We start from the raw sequence: 15,639 nt of genomic DNA on the forward strand, positions 1-15,639 counted from the left end.
GGCCTCGCCGCCCTTGTGCCCGCCCAAGGCGCAAGGGCCGGCCTATCCGGGCTTCCCTCCCCCGCGCCGTGCGGGCTCGGCCAAGGCTCCAGGCAACGGGAGCAGGATTGGCTATGCTCAATGGGCAAACACACAGACGGGGGATTTATGGACGATCCAGTCGACAACAAGCCACCGACCTTCTGGCAGATGGTGCACAGCGTCATGGCCGCCGCGTTCGGGGTGCAGAGCGGGAAGAACCGCGCCCGGGACTTCACCCACGGCAAGCCCAGCCACTTCGTGATCCTCGGCATTGCCTTTACGGCGCTGTTCGCGCTGACGCTGTTCGCCATCGTCAAGCTGGTGGTGCATCTGGCGGGGGTCTGACGCGGATCAGTGCATCAATGTCTGCAGGCTGAAGGGGTAACGGTAGGACGCCGGCCGCCCCTTGGCCGACAGCTTGCGGAACGGCACGCCGTAGTCCGGCGAATTGCCCATGGCCAGCATCTGCCGGGCCTGGGCCTTGTCGATCAACTGCATCAGCGGGATCTGCCGGTCGCGTCCGCCGTACCGGTCCAGGTTCACGCCCTGCGCATGGTCGTGCAATTCCACCAGCGCCCAGCCGCCCAAGGTGAAATGCCCGCCGAGCAACGCGCTCAGACGACCGTCGAGCAACGCCTGCAAGGCCGCAGGCGAAGTATTGACCGCACTGAACAGCACGTCTTTGCCCGGCACCTTGCCCGCTTCGGCGAAGGCCTGCATCGCGCCGAACGCCATTTCGTCATTGGCCGACCACACCAGCGACACCTTCGGGTAGCGCGCCTGCAACTGCTTGGCCTGCTCGTAGGCGCGCTGGCGTGTCCAGCCGCTGTAGACCAGTTGGCGCAGCCGTACCTGGGGATGCTCGGCCAGCGCCCGCTGCATGCCGCTTTCACGCAGTTGCGCCGACGGCGTGATCTTGAGCCCGGAGAACGCCAGCAACTCGATCTCCTCACCGGGCGCCACCGCCGGATGCAGGCGGATCAGCTCGTTCATCATCAGGTAGCCGCCCTCCTCGTCGTTGGGCACCAGGCTGCCGATCCGGTCGGCGCGCTCGCCCACCAGGCTTTGCTGATTGGGGGTCAAGGCAGCGTTGACCATGAACAGCTTCACGCCGCTGTTGTACGCCATGCGCAAGATCTGCGGCGCCACGTACTGCTCGTTGGCGAACATCAGGTAATCCGGACGGCGGGTGCCCTGCAGCGCCAGCCGTGCCTGGGCCAGGGTCTGTTCGGGAAGGCGTTGGGAATAGACGATCTCAAGGTCGATGCCCAGATCCCGGGCGGCGGCCTGCATGAATTGCGAATAGCTGACCCAGAACGCTTCCTGCTCCGAGCCCGGATTGAGGAACAGCACCGATTCCGCCCGCGCGCAGGATCCGAAAACCGCGCCGAACAGCAGCAGGCTGAGGTGGAGAATCTTCAACATGACACATCCGGGCCCATAGGAAAAACGGCGGCGCATTATAGCCTTCGATCAACCGGCCACTGGCGCTTGATCCTGCAATTTGTCCGACAACCGTCGGTAGCGGGCCCGGACGGGTCGCTTATTGATGACTGACCCAGAACACCGCCGTGCCCACGACCAGAATGATCAGGAACAGAATGGCCCAGGCATCAACGGTGCTGTCGCTCTTCCTTGCTTTGGTTGGGTTGCTCATTGCATCGCCTCTTGTCGGTTTTGTCGGTGATTGCAGAAGACTCGACCACAGTTAAGACGATGATTGTCCGCACGACAAATGTGGGTTAGCGGATACCCGCCCCTGTTAGGCGATTTGGTTCTTTACATATACTCAAACATCACTTTTGCGCATAAACGCAAACGGGTATATTGCCCCGGCTCCGTTGGGAGTGCGCGGCCGTGCGCGCAGAATTGCAGAGCATCCCTCGGTCTCAAGCAAGCAAACAAAAGCAGCGTTTTCCGAGTGGCCCAAGCCTGAGAACAGGACTTATATGTACGTATACGACGAATACGATCAGCGGATCATCGAGGACCGCGTCAAGCAGTTCCGTGATCAGACCCGACGCTATCTGGCAGGTGAGCTGAGCGAAGAGGAATTCCGGCCGCTGCGCCTGCAGAACGGCCTGTACATCCAGCGTTTCGCCCCGATGCTGCGGGTGGCGGTGCCTTACGGCCAGCTGACCTCGCGTCAGGTGCGCATGATGGCCAAGATCGCCCGCGACTACGACAAGGGCTACGCCCACATCAGCACCCGGCAGAACGTGCAGTTCAACTGGCCGGCGGTGGAAGACATCCCGGACATCCTCGCCGAACTGGCCACCGTGCAGATGCACGCGATCCAGACCAGCGGCAACTGCCTGCGCAACGTCACCACCGACCAGTTCGCCGGCGTCGCCTTCGACGAACTGATCGACCCGCGCCCGTGGTGCGAGATCGTCCGCCAGTGGACCACGTTCCACCCGGAATTCGCCTACCTGCCGCGCAAGTTCAAGATCGCCGTCAACGGTTCGACCTCCGACCGCGCCGCCATCGAAGTCCACGACATCGGCCTTGAGCCGGTGCACAACGCCGCCGGCGAGCTGGGCTTCCGCGTGCTGGTGGGCGGCGGCCTGGGCCGTACCCCGGTGGTCGGGGCGTTCATCAACGAGTTCCTGCCGTGGCAGGACCTGCTGAGCTACCTCGACGCCATCCTGCGGGTCTACAACCGCTACGGCCGTCGCGACAACAAATACAAGGCGCGGATCAAGATCCTCGTCAAGGCGCTGACCCCTGAGGTCTTCGCCGAGAAGGTCGACGCCGAGATGCAGCACCTGCGCGGCGGTCAGACCACCCTGACCGAAGCCGAAGTGCATCGCGTCGCCAAACACTTCGTCGACCCGGACTACAAGGCCCTGGACGACCAGGCCGCCGAACTGGCCGCGCTCGACAAGGAGCACCCGGGCTTCGCCCGCTGGCGCACCCGCAACACCCTGGCCCACAAGAAGCCGGGCTATGTGGCCGTCACCCTGTCGCTGAAACCGACCGGCGTCGCGCCGGGCGACATCACCGACAAGCAGCTCGACGCCGTCGCCGACCTGGCCGAGCGCTACAGCTACGGCCAGCTGCGCACCTCCCACGAGCAGAACATCATCCTGGCCGACGTCGAGCAGAGCCAGCTGTTCACCCTGTGGGGCGAGCTGCGCGAGCAAGGATTCGCCACGCCGAACATCGGTCTGCTGACCGACATCATCTGCTGCCCGGGCGGCGACTTCTGCTCCCTGGCCAACGCCAAGTCGATCCCGATCGCCGAATCGATCCAGCGCCGTTTCGACGACCTGGACTACCTGTTCGACATCGGCGAGCTGGACCTGAACATCTCCGGTTGCATGAACGCCTGCGGCCACCACCACGTCGGCCACATCGGCATCCTCGGGGTGGACAAGAAAGGCGAAGAGTTCTATCAGGTGTCCCTCGGCGGCAGCGCCAGCCGCGACGCCAGCCTGGGCAAGATCCTCGGCCCGTCCTTCGCCCAGGAAGACATGCCCGACGTGATCTCCAAGCTGATCGACGTGTACGTGGAACAGCGCACCGAAGACGAGCGTTTCATCGACACCTACCAGCGTATCGGCATCGACCTCTTCAAGGAACGCGTCTATGCAGCGAATCATTAAGAACAACGAGGTCATCGACGAAACCTGGCACCTGCTGCCCAAGGACTCGACCCTCGACGGCATCTCCAACTGCGACGACCTGATCGTGCCGCTGGCCCTGTGGCGTGACCACGCCCATGCGCTCAAGGCCCGCGACGGCGGCCTGGGCGTCTGGCTGGACGCGGACGAAGAAGCCGAGGAGATCGGCGACGACGTGGACCAGTTCCAGGTCATCGCCCTGAACTTCCCGGCCTTCACGGACGGGCGCAACTACTCCAACGCCCGCCTGCTGCGTGACCGCTACGGCTTCAAGGGCGAACTGCGGGCGATCGGCGACGTGCTGCGCGACCAGCTGTTCTACATGCGCCGCTGCGGTTTCGACGCCTACGCGCTGCGCGCCGACAAGGATCCCTACGAAGCCCTGGAAAGCCTCAAGGACTTCTCGGTGACCTACCAGGCCGCCACCGACGAACCGCTGCCGCTGTTCCGTCGCCGCTGAACGTCCGTCCTGCCCGCTTTGACCGAAGCGGGCAGGACAACGACGCACCACCGGCTCAGCCGATCATCGGCACAGGCCGCCCCGACGCCACCCAGTCCCTGTAGAACTTCACCCGGCCCTCCAACGCCTCGAACGCCACGAACGGGTTCTCGGCATCGCCGAACGCACTCGCCAGCCAACCGCTCAACAATCCCCACAGCTCATCGCTGGCATCGGCCTGCACCAGGAGCAACCATACGCGCACCTGAAGATCCCGATAGGCCACCCGGAAGTCCGCCGTCAGGCTCAAACCGCTCACCATCCGCAGCAGATCCGGGCCGGACGGTTTCGCGGCCACGCTCGCCCATATCGACCGGCGTGCCCGGTTCAGCACCTCATTGCCTTCCCCAAGCCAGGGTTCTGCGCCGCTTTCCTCCCGGGAGGGATCGAGCCACAGGTTGATGCCGGTGCGCCTGCGGTGTTCGACGACCCTTTCCAGCGTCTCTTCGTCGGACAGCGGATTGCCCCAGAGCATGACCCGCTGACGCGAGACGGCCTGGCTGAACACCGCCGCAGGCACCCGTTCGATCCGGTTTTCGGCCAGGTTCAGCAGGGCCAAGCGAGGCTGCTCCGGGATCCCGACGGGACATCGGGTGATGGCGGCATTCCTCAGGTTCAGGACGCGCAGTTCGCCCATCCCCAGCACCACCGGCGCCTCCGTGAGCGGGTTGTCGCTCAGGTCGAGCTCTTGCAGGTGCGTCAGTTCCCGGAACTGCGAGGCCGTGGACTCCTTGAGCTCCAGGAAGGTCGAGCGCAGGTTCAGCCGGGTCAGATGGCGCATCCTCAGGATCGATGGCGGCAATGCCCCCTCCAGCACGTTGTTGCCGTTGAAGCGACGGATGTCCACGCTTTCCAGGTTCAAGGTGCGCAGATTCGGGAAGCTCTCGAGGAAACCGTCCAGGCTTTCCTGCTCGATCACATGCAAGCCTCGCATCGACAGCTCGAACACTTCCCCGAAACGGACCGGGGTGGTCGGCAGGCGCAAATAGTCCTCGAAATCCAGATCGAGACGGTACACCTCCCTCTGCTCACCGGCCGTCACACGATTGACCCTGGGAGGCCGCTTCTGCCAGATGGCGATCAACTCCTGGGCCAGTTCGGTGCGCATGACGCGTTCCTGGGCAATGGCTTCCTCCAGCAGGTTCTGGTTGTGCTCGGCCAGTTGCGCCGGAGGCATGTGCGCCGCCTCGGCGTCGCCCGGCGCCAGAAAGTCGATGTCCATTTCATCGACGTCGGTCGCCGACAGGCCGATCCAGTCATTCAGGTCGAGGTTCAGCTGATCCAGCTCCAGGCGCAACGCCGCCAGCGTCGACTGCGCCTGCGGGCCGGCCTGAAGCAGCCAGGCATCCGCCTGGGCAGCGTCGAACTCGGGATAGAGTTCCTGGACCTGCAGGCGATCCACCTCGACCGTCAAGCTCCGCCCTTCAAGGGTTGTGGGAAAGCCGCCCCCCGCCAGCCGCCCCCAGGACTCGAACGCCAGGCCCGCGTCCGTTCGCTGCAGGCCCCGCTGCAGTTCGTCGCGGGGCAACGCATGCTCGCCCAGCTTCAGGCGCAAGGCACCGGCAGGATCCGCCGAGGCCAGGCCCAGCGAGGAACGCTCCTGTTCCGTCAGCACGGCAGACAAGGCCCGGTACAGATCGCCGGCTTCATCCGGTGCCCCATCACTGGCGCGGTAACGGCTGCCTGCCTTGATCAACCGGCGGATGTCATGGCCGCCCGGCACCCCGGCACGCTCCAGCACACGACCGCTGATCGAGCTGTCCAGTACCTGCACGGCCACACCCGATGGCCAGCCCGGCAGATGCCTCAGGGTGTGCAGCGCAAGCCTGTCCGTGTCGGGATGGTTCACGGCGCGCAGGTACAGCCCCGCATAGGCCTGATCCAGGCGGGCATGGGCCTGGTACTGACGGGCCTTGCCGTCCAGCGCCCGGAGCGCACGCCGGGCTTCATTCGGATCGAAAGGACGTGCGGCATCGATGTCCAGGCGTGCGAGTAGCTGTTCGATGGCCGCCTTGGGCAATCCCGGGTACTGTTCCTGACACAACCGCACCCACGCGCGCTCCGAGCGCTGGAGCGCCCGGTAGCGCCTGTTGAACTGCTCTGTGCGCACGGCGGGATCCAGCGTCGGATCAATGCTCTGCTCAAGCCTGAACCGGTCGATGGCGTCCGCCAGCAAAGGAAACGGTGTCGAACCGTCGCCGGTCAGCGGCCGCTCCTCATCGCTCCAGTCGATCACCCGGCCGATCTGCATCAGCACCTCATCGGTGAAGGCGGCGACAGGCTCGCCCAGTCCGCGCAGCGCAGCCAGGCGCGCGGCGGCAGGCACCCATGCATCGCCGGAGACCTTGCCGGCCGGCAGCAGGACAGCAGCCCCCTCCTCCGACGCCCGCAAGGCCCGCGCTTCACTCTTCACCGCCGCGAGCTCCCCGGCCACCGGCAACGCGTTCAGCAGGCCGAACACCGTGCGCGTCAGCCCTTCGGACTGGGCCGGCGCGGAGCTGCCGTTGACGGCGGCATCGAGGCCATAGCCCGCATCGATCAGCCCCGCCAGCGCCAGCACGCCCTCGCCCCCGGGCACGAACAACGCCAACGGCGCCAGACGGTTGATCCATTGCACGACCGGCTCGACCACGGCGCTGAGTTCATCGCGATTGACCTGGGCGTCGTCGCGGATGCCGTCGGCACTGGCCAGCGCGTCCTGTTTCATCGTCAGCACCCATTGGGCGAACGGATCGCAGCGTCCCTTGAACGGCTCCAGCACGACGTAGTCGTCGGGGTTCCAGTAACCGTCATTGTTGAAGAATCCGGCCGTCCGGCCCAGCCAGTGCACCTTCGGATACAGCCCGATGCCGTCCAGCGCGGTCAGGACACCGGCGTGGAACAGCCCGTCCTCGATGTCGTCCTCGGCAAAATGCGTCCCCAATGCCCGCCGTCCTCCTTCGGTCCGGCCTTGAGCCGCGAGCCATTGGCGCAACCGGCCGGTGTCCGTGAATTCGTGCAGCGGCGACGAGTTGCCGGGAATGTGCAGAAGCACCCGGTGGCTGGCACGGTCATGGAAGTACCAGATGTCCTTTGACGTATAGCGGTAGATGGCCAGACGCCCGGTTTCGATCCCTTCCGCCGGCCGGGTGGCTGCCTGCAATTGCGCGAAGGTCAGATCTTTCCAGCGCAGATCCGGCGCCAGACCGGCGCAACGCAACGCCAGCGCCAACCCTTCACGGCTCAGGCTGCGCTCGCTGCGCTGGAGAAAGGCACTCATGATGAAGGCCGCTTTCACGGTGGTTCTCAAGGGATAGGGAGCATCGGCCAACAGGATCCTGTCCGACGGCCAGACACTGTCCAGGTAGTCCTGGTACAGCGGGCGCAGCTCCAGGGTCCAGACCCACCGCTTGAAGTCCGCCGCACGGATGGGCAATTGCGTGGCAGGGCCGTAGACCTGAGGCGTGGTCTGGCGGTAGATGCCTTCGTAGTCGCGCAGCCAACCCGGCTCATTCGTCGCGTCCGCTGCGCTTTCGTCCTGGATCACGACGGTCGGACCGATGTCCGGCGGGGTATACAGGCCGAACAGGTTTTCGCCGAACGCGCCGTCCGCCACGGTCTGGTCATTGTCCAGCAAGGCCCGGATGAGCGTGTGCGAACGCCGCACCTTGCCGTGATGCACGCCGTTTTTGCCCTGATCCCAGTCACGGTCGTAGTCGAGCGTGACCATCCGGGCGGTCTGCGGGTCGATGTCGGCGCCCCACCGGGCGCGGATCCGGGCGATGCCGAAGGCTTCCGGCGTCAAGGGCAGCGCCGACGCCACCGTGGCGTTCAGCGCCGAGCGCATGTCCGGGCCGGGAGGGTTCAGGGAAAGGGATTCGTCGTTGTTGTCGGTCATGGTCGCAATGCAATCCTTTGCGGTGCTGGAGATAGCGCAACGTAACCCGACGCATGTGATTTGAAAGTAGGAACGGTCAGCGGCACCGAATGGATTTTTCTCCTTGTCGCCCGCAAGCGCCGGGCAAAGAAAAACCGTGGCAGGACCACGGTTCGTTCAGGCGCCGACGAGGGCAAGAGCGTTCATCGGAGCCCGGCCGTCGCCGGTTCGGGCAGCGCCAGGCCCGGATGCCGAGCCAGCGCCTCTTGCGTCAGTCGTTGGTACAGGCTCCGGTTTTCATTGCGGAAATTGTCCACGATCGCCATCGTCCTCTGCGTCGCGGCCTCACGCGACAGATCGTTTTGCGTCTCCAGCTCGGCAAACGCTTGGGCGGCGCGTTCCTCCACGCCGAAGAACAGCTCTTGATGGGTCGAATGCAGATACTCCGTCCAGAAAGGCTGGGTATCGATCAGATCAAGCAACGCGGGTGAGTTTTCCGCCTTGACCACTTCTGCGTAAGCCTTGTCCAGTTGCTGCTCGGTCACGTCGACGTCGAACGCGGTGTCGATCGCACTTGGCTGGGCCAACAGTTCCAGGCGGCGCGCCAGCCTGACCCGATAGATCAGGCTCAGTTCCGACGCCTGCCGGCGGCTGAGGGTGTTGTCGCGCAGGCGATGGCCGATCTCGATCTGAGCCTGCCTCTTCAGTTCCTGCAGGCGAAACAGCCCTCGCAGCAACCGCACCAGTTCGCCCTCCAGCGATCGCTCGCCCGTGCGTGCCGCCCTCATGGCGCGATAGCCCAGCACCCTGATCTCCAGATCATTGAACACACTGCCGGCCTCATCGGCGCTGACCCGTCCGATCCGTGCCATGCGAAACAGTTCGCTGCGCAAGCTGTCATCTTCCGCGGCCGCCCGCAGCAGGTTCCAGACGCGAGCGGCCAGGTTCGAATGCTCACGCACGTCATCGGCCGAATCGCGCATCTGATCGAGCACCAGGAAGAAGTCACGGGAACGTGGATAAGCCGACAACGAGGTCCATGCGGCCTGCATCTGCGCAATGTCCTCCTGCGCCAGCCCGCTCTCCCAATGGGCGCCGGGACCACTGTCGGGCAACAGGTCGACGGGCGGATGGGTATAGTCGACGGTGATCACGCCGAGATTGACGCCGGTGGACTGCTGATATCGGGCAATATCCTCCAGCGCCTTGGCCGACAACGGATTGCCGTCGATGTTGGTGCCTTGGTTCAGCTCCGTCCGCGCCTTGAAGATCGCGTCCGCCAGCACCTTGATCTGGTTGTCGCGCAGGTCAAGGGTCCGAAGCATCGGATGCTCTTCAAGGCCCGTCGGCCATTCGTCGATTCCGCTGCCGCGCAAGGCCAAATGCTGCAGGTTGCGCATCGAAGCAAAGGACGGCAGCCGCCTGAGGCCGGGGTTGAAACTCAGGTTCAACGATTGCAGATGTTCTTTGGCACCCAATGCGGCCGCTGCCTCTGCCGTCAGGACGATCTGGTTGTCACTCAGGTCCAGGTGGGTCAGGCGCGGCATGTCATGGATCGCCAGGGGCAGCCGGGTCAGGCCGTTTCCGGTCAGGCTCAGCGTGTGCAGGTTCGGGAAGTTTTTCAGAAACGCATTCAGCCCCGCGCTCTCTCCGACGTTGTTCATTTCCAGTGCGCCGATGTGCCTGAAGTCTGCGATGATCGTCGGCAGCGATCCCAGCGGCTGCGCATCGAACGTCAGTCTGTCGAATATTTCAGGGAGCTGCCCGACGGTTCCCGGCTCTTTGCGCCATGCCCGCAGGATCGCCTGCGCAGCCAGGGCTTTGCTGCGCCGGGGAACCGTGTGCCGGGCGTCATCCGCTTTCTGGTAATGGGTTTGGCTGTTTATCCACTGCTCCAGGGTATTGCGCATCTTCAGGTATTGCTGCCTGAGCGCTTCGAGGGATCGCGTCGCCAGCACCTCGTCGTCGCCCAGCGTCATCAGAAAACTTTCGATCCGCGCAAGTGAGTGCAAGGGGTACAGTTCACGGGCCCGCTGTCGCAGCGCTGCCACTTCGGCGATCGCGGAGGCGGGAGTCGATTGCTTGAACTCCACCACAGGTTCACCGCGAGGGTCGGCCAATCCCATTGGCGAACGATAACCTGCCCGCCACGACTGACCAGCCACCAAACGGGCGATATCGTCACGCTGTTGCAGGGCCGACGTGGTGATTTTCCGGCGCAACTGCGCGCCCGACTCGTCTCTCTCGACACCCAGCGCCTTTCTTGCGTGGGCAGGCAGGCTCTGCCACAACGTCTGGAAATAATGCGCGCGGGTGTTCGAGGCGGACTCTGCCAGCAATTGCCCATTGGCATCGACCGCCCGGTAACGCGCCTCAAGCGCCTTGAACGACACTTTGTGCCGGGCTTCGGCCGGGCCCGTCTGGGCCCTGTCACTGGAGGCCGCGTTCTGCTCCGTGATTTCGAAGAACACATCCTCCGGCCAACCCGGCAGCCTGGCCAAGGTGTCGAGCACTATCAGGTCAGTGCTCAAGTCACGCGGAGCATCCAGGTAGAGCCCCTCATACGCGCGATTCAAGTTCACCACCTGGGTGTATCGCCGCGCCTCCTCGTCGATGCGCAATGGCAGCTTGCCGGCTTCGAGCTGTTGCCACTCACTGGCGTCGGCATTGAGAACCAACTCATCGGCGACCGCCCCCGGCAATTCGGGGAACGCTTGCTTCACCGCAGCCGCCAACGGTTCACTGCTGATGTCGGTGCGCTCATACAACCGCTCAAACACATTCAGCCGCAAGCGTTCGGCGTCGTTGGCTAGCATTTCCACGAGCGCTGCAGTGTGGCTGGCCGAGTCTTGGGATGTGATGCCCAGCAGCCGATGTCGTTGCGGGGCCTTGAGGCCTGCCAACAGCGATGGGTAAAACGTTCCCTTACGCAATAGCTCTTGGCCGAGCCTCAGCTCTTGTTCCGCCGTTGCCGGGCCGTAGCGCTTGAGTTCGTTGCCAAGGGCGTCGACAACGCTCACGGCCGTGTCTCTTGGCCATTTCGCGGAAGCGGTCAGCAGGAACAGTTGCAGGTCAGCATCCGCCGCAGGGGCGGATGTCAGCTTGCCCATCTGCTCGATGAACCGATTGACGGCACTGTCGGCGGTAAATCGTCTGACCGTGTCCTCCAATGTCGCCATCGGCTTGCGGCGTTCGGCAAACAATCGGCGCAGTTGAGGCTCTCCCACGCCGACGACACCCAGAATCTGCGAGGCCTGGGCATCCGGCACACGTTCTGCGCGGTAACCGAGGCGCCGGAACAACGTCAGCGGACTCCAGTCCTGGAACAGCTCGGAGTCGTGCCGCCACGCACCGGCTCCGTTGGTTTCGAGTACCGGCAGATAGCGTTCGGACTGTTGCGGGCGCACTTCCCAGACATTCGTGTCTTTCTTGGGCTGGACCGCAAAGTGATCCGCGCCGATATTCAAGTATCGGTCCTGGCCAAACGTGACAAGCCCCTGCTCGCTCACCTCAAGTCCTTGGGGAAGACTTTGCCTTGCGCGATAAGGCGTAAGGTCGGGCTTCCACAAGCGCATACCCTTGGACGAAATCGGCACCTTGCGCAAGCTCAAGACGAAATCGCTCTGGCGCACGACTTTGAAGAGGCTGCTTCCCCCCTTGGCGGCCGTACCCAGTGCCGCCATCAAGATCAGGTTCTCGATGGTATCGAACAGGCAGTCCGCCGCCAGTTCCTGTTCCCCGGCGGCCCAATGGGAAACCCCTTCGTAGACCGTCGCCAGCAGCTGGATGCCGGCGACGGCGAACAGGACCTCGCCCACTATCGGAACGAATGCCCCCATGAACAGCAACGCATTGATGCCAATGGCCTTGTAGGTTTCGAGCCTCGCCAGCCGGCTTTTCTCATCCTCGTCGTCGGTCGGGACAACGAGCAAGCGGGCATCGGCCAGCACTTTCTCGGCATGCTGTCGATAGATCGCCAGAAACAGGTCGTTGTTGCTTTCGGCGTCCAGGTCAAGTCCATCGACCTGCACGTAATTGTTGCTCCAGAGGGAAACCTTGACTGAAAGGCTCTGATCCAGGCTTCCAAGAAACTCGGCCCGATCCTCCAGTTTGATGAAGCGCATGAAGAACTGGCGGAATGCAGGTGACTTCAAGCGACGGCTCAGCTCTCCCTCGAAGTGGGAGAACGAGGCATATTCCTTCAAGGGGTGCAATGGATCTCCGGGCACGTACACAACACACCGGTAGTCATCATCTTCATGTTCGCTGACGGGCCCGATGAACATCGGGCCATTGAGTGTCGTGTCGAGCATCTTCAGCTGTTGATAGCCCAAGGTGTTCTTGCCCAAGATGATCGACGGCTTGCGCTCGACGACGGACCTCAACATCTCATAGACATCCTTTCCTATATGCCTTTGCATATACGCGAGATGCCGTTCAACCTCAAACCGGTCTTTCAGGCAAGCGACCGCCTTCTTTCGCAGCCTGCCAAGTTGCGTCTTGTTTCCAAAGAACTCAGACACATGGGCCTGATAGCTTTTGCCCAGATCCAGCACACGGCAAAGTTGCGCAAACTCATGGGGCCGGATCGGGAGAATCCTGTGGGGGTGTCCGCTGACCCGTTCCGGAATATAGATCAATGAACTTTCATGATAGTTTTCTGCGCGAGTTTCGCTGAGTTCGAAGTTTTCGCAAGCGGCCCCCAACAGATCGCGGTCGATTGGCAGCACCAGTTTCCTTCTCAGTCCGAGCAGGCTTGAGGTGGAGCGAACATGTTGAAAAATGACGCCTTCAACCTGTACAGGCTCGACCAGCTTTGCCGACAACGCCTTGGCGAGCAGCGGCGCACAAAAACTTTCCGGACTTTTGAAGGCACGCAACTCTTCAAGCACCGCGAATCGGGAACGGAAACCGGATTTCAGACTTCCATACAGCGCCGCCCTGGACTCTTGCGATGATTCCAGCACCCAGGCCGGTATTTGATTCTTCAGCAGGTCGAAGAATACGCCTTGCTGAGCTGGGGTCATCTGCGGAGGGGAGTGGGTCTTTTCAACTTCCATGTAAAACAACCTTTCATGCCATTTTGAACAAACAGCTTAAGGTTTAGACATTCATGGAAAAAGCGGGAATACCTGATCATTGAACCGAGTCAGGCAACAACAATATGGAAGTTTGAAATAGATAAGCACCGCACATTCAACACTTGAATGTGTCTGGCGCCCTGTCTGCGACGATGCGGACAAGGCGCCTGACGGGACTCACCAGAACCGTTGCTGGGTCAAGCGGCTCCACCAGTTCAGCAGCACACGGTCCACCGAACCGCTGGCCGCCATGCCGATGCGTTCCTGCAGGCTTTTGCGTTCGGCGTAGTGCAGGTGATACAGCTCCGATTGCCTGGCCCGCTCGGCCAGGTACTCGTCGCTGGTCTTGAGTTCGTCCACCAGTTGCTTGTCCAGCGCGGCGACGCCCAGCCAGATCTCGCCGGTGGCCACCTCGTCGATGGCCAGTTGCGGACGATAGCGGGCCACGAAGTTCTTGAACAGTTGATGGGTGATGTCGAGATCCTGCTGGAACTTCTCCCGGCCTTTCTCGGTGTTTTCGCCGAACACCGTCAGCGTGCGCTTGTACTCGCCGGCGGTCAGCACCTCGAAGTCGATATCGTGCTTCTTCAGCAGGCGGTTGACGTTCGGCAACTGCGCGACCACACCGATGGAGCCGAGGATCGCGAACGGCGCGCTGATCACCTTCTGGCCAATGCACGCCATCATGTAGCCGCCGCTGGCGGCGACCTTGTCGATGCACACCGTCAGCGGAATGCCGGCCTCGCGGATGCGCGCCAGCTGCGACGACGCCAGCCCGTAGCTGTGCACCATGCCGCCGCCGCTCTCAAGGCGCAGCACCACTTCGTCCTTCGGCGTGGCCAGGGTCAGCAACGCGGTGATTTCGTGACGCAGGCTCTCGGTGGCCGACGCCTTGATGTCACCGTCGAAGTCCAGCACGAACACCCGGGGCTTGGTCTCGTGCTGCTTCTTCCGCTTCTTCTCGGCCTTGGCCTGGCCCTTGCGCAGGGCCTTGAGCTGATCCTTGTCGAGCAGGGTCTGCTCCAGGCGCTCGCGCAGCCCTTTATAGAAATCATTGAGCTTGCTGACCTGCAGCTGGCCGGCCGACTTGCGCCGCCCCTTGCTGCGCAATGCGGCGAAACTGGTCAGCACCACCAGAATGGCGACCACCAGGGTCACGGTCTTGGCCAGGAAGCTGGCGTATTCGGTGAAAAACTCCACGGAGGCTCCTTAAAACAAGGCGCGGCTTCAAACGGACGCGCGCGGGATGGCTTCAGCATACCCATGCACCGCCCTGACAGCCAGCGGTGAAACCTCTGGCAACAGGGCTGTAACGGGCATTTCAAACAAGCGTATGTTTTTTCATTGACAGCACCCGATCATCCTCATAACCTCGCCACAACCTTCAACGTGCCGGGATGACAGCGGACGTGGGCAGCATCTATCTGATTCGACATGGCCAGGCCTCCTTCGGCGCAGACGACTACGACGTCCTGTCGCCGACCGGTGTGCGCCAGGCAGAAATCCTCGGCCGGCACCTCGCCGGGCTGGGCGTCAGTTTCGACCGCTGCCTGTCCGGCGACCTGCGCCGCCAGCAGCACACGGCCAACAGCGCGCTGGAACAGTTCGCCGCCGTCGGCCTGCCGGTGCCGACGCTGGAAATCGACCCCGCCTTCAACGAATTCGACGCCGACGCGGTGATCCGCGCCCTGCTCCCGGCCATGCTGCCGGAGGAGCCCGAGGCGTTGGACATCCTGCGCAACGCCGCGCAGAACCGCGGCGAGTTCCAGCGCATCTTCGCGCTGATCATCGAACGCTGGCTGACCGGCACCTACGACACCCCGGGCCTGGAAAGCTGGCTGGCGTTCGTCGACCGGGTACAGGCCGGCCTGCAGCGGATCCTCGAACAGGCGGACAGCACGCAGAAGATCGCCGTGTTCACCTCCGGCGGCACCATCACCGCCCTGCTCCACCTCATTACGCAAATGCCTGCGAAACAGGCCTTTGAGTTGAACTGGCAAATCGTCAACACCTCGCTCAACCAGCTGAAGTTCCGCGGTCGAGAGGTGGCGTTGGCTTCCTTCAACAACCATGCGCACCTGCAACTGTTGAAGGCTCCGGATCTCATCACCTTCCGATGAGCGCCGGTTCGTCGTGACCTGCGCGGTCACTGAAATCACTTGATCAAGGAACACACCATGAGCGATGTAGCAAAAGCTGTCGAAGCAATGAAAGCCAAGTTCAACCCAGCCGCTGCCGCCGGTCTGGATCTGGTCTTCGGTTTCAACATCACTGACGAAGACAAGCACTACGCGCTGATCGTCAAGGATGGCACCTGCGAAATCCAGGAAGGCGAAAACGCCGACGCCAACTGCACCCTGGTGCTGGACAGCGACACCCTCAAAGGCATCGTTTCCGGCGAGACCGACGGCATGCAGGCCTTCATGGGCGGCAAGCTGCGCGTTGAAGGCGACATGATGCTGTCGATGAAACTGTCCGAGCTGTTCCCGGCGTAAGACCGTGGTTCCGCAAGCGCGGAACCTGTCGGACGACCCTCGAATCCCGCCCCTGTGGCGG

9 protein-coding genes are annotated in these 15,639 nt (G+C 62.9%); 5 read left to right on the forward strand and 4 right to left on the reverse strand.

What is annotated here, in order from left to right; all coding sequences use genetic code 11:
- Positions 1–147 precede the first annotated feature (147 nt).
- Complete coding sequence (locus CAG29_RS23365; protein WP_085586170.1) at positions 148–366, forward strand: DUF2970 domain-containing protein; 219 nt, start codon at positions 148–150, stop codon at positions 364–366.
- Between the two features lie 6 nt (positions 367–372).
- Here CAG29_RS23365 and CAG29_RS23370 read toward each other — a convergent pair whose 3' ends face one another.
- Complete coding sequence (locus CAG29_RS23370; RefSeq protein ID WP_085695211.1) at positions 373–1,446, reverse strand: ABC transporter substrate-binding protein; 1,074 nt, start codon at positions 1,444–1,446, stop codon at positions 373–375.
- Positions 1,447–1,970: 524 nt separating this feature from the next.
- Between CAG29_RS23370 and CAG29_RS23375 the strand changes: the two genes are divergently transcribed.
- Complete coding sequence (locus CAG29_RS23375; RefSeq protein WP_085633122.1) at positions 1,971–3,629, forward strand: nitrite/sulfite reductase; 1,659 nt, start codon at positions 1,971–1,973, stop codon at positions 3,627–3,629.
- On the forward strand, positions 3,613–4,107 hold the full coding sequence (locus CAG29_RS23380; protein WP_085586176.1) for a DUF934 domain-containing protein: 495 nt from the start codon (positions 3,613–3,615) through the stop codon (positions 4,105–4,107). The genes CAG29_RS23375 and CAG29_RS23380 overlap by 17 nt, the downstream gene beginning before the upstream one ends.
- A gap of 55 nt (positions 4,108–4,162) precedes the next feature.
- Here the strand turns inward: CAG29_RS23380 and CAG29_RS23385 are convergent, their stop codons facing one another.
- The 3 genes from CAG29_RS23385 to sohB form a co-directional block, all read right to left on the reverse strand.
- A complete protein-coding gene (locus CAG29_RS23385) occupies positions 4,163–8,023 on the reverse strand; it encodes a dermonecrotic toxin domain-containing protein (protein WP_085695212.1) in 3,861 nt (1,286 codons plus the stop codon).
- A gap of 182 nt (positions 8,024–8,205) precedes the next feature.
- On the reverse strand, positions 8,206–13,062 hold the full coding sequence (locus CAG29_RS23390) for a dermonecrotic toxin domain-containing protein (RefSeq protein WP_085695213.1): 4,857 nt from the start codon (positions 13,060–13,062) through the stop codon (positions 8,206–8,208).
- A gap of 198 nt (positions 13,063–13,260) precedes the next feature.
- Positions 13,261–14,283 carry a protease SohB gene (gene sohB / locus CAG29_RS23395; RefSeq protein WP_085695214.1) on the reverse strand — a complete coding sequence of 341 codons (1,023 nt, stop codon included), beginning with the start codon at positions 14,281–14,283 and terminating at the stop codon, positions 13,261–13,263.
- Positions 14,284–14,492: 209 nt separating this feature from the next.
- Between sohB and CAG29_RS23400 the strand changes: the two genes are divergently transcribed.
- Both CAG29_RS23400 and CAG29_RS23405 read left to right on the forward strand, forming a co-directional pair.
- A complete protein-coding gene (locus CAG29_RS23400; protein WP_085586182.1) occupies positions 14,493–15,203 on the forward strand; it encodes a histidine phosphatase family protein in 711 nt (236 codons plus the stop codon).
- A gap of 57 nt (positions 15,204–15,260) precedes the next feature.
- On the forward strand, positions 15,261–15,578 hold the full coding sequence (locus CAG29_RS23405) for an SCP2 sterol-binding domain-containing protein (protein WP_045198572.1): 318 nt from the start codon (positions 15,261–15,263) through the stop codon (positions 15,576–15,578).
- The last annotated feature ends 61 nt before the right edge of the window (positions 15,579–15,639 follow it).

Source organism: Pseudomonas sp. B7(2017) (assembly GCF_002112745.1).
Lineage (GTDB): Bacteria > Pseudomonadota > Gammaproteobacteria > Pseudomonadales > Pseudomonadaceae > Aquipseudomonas > Aquipseudomonas ekonensis.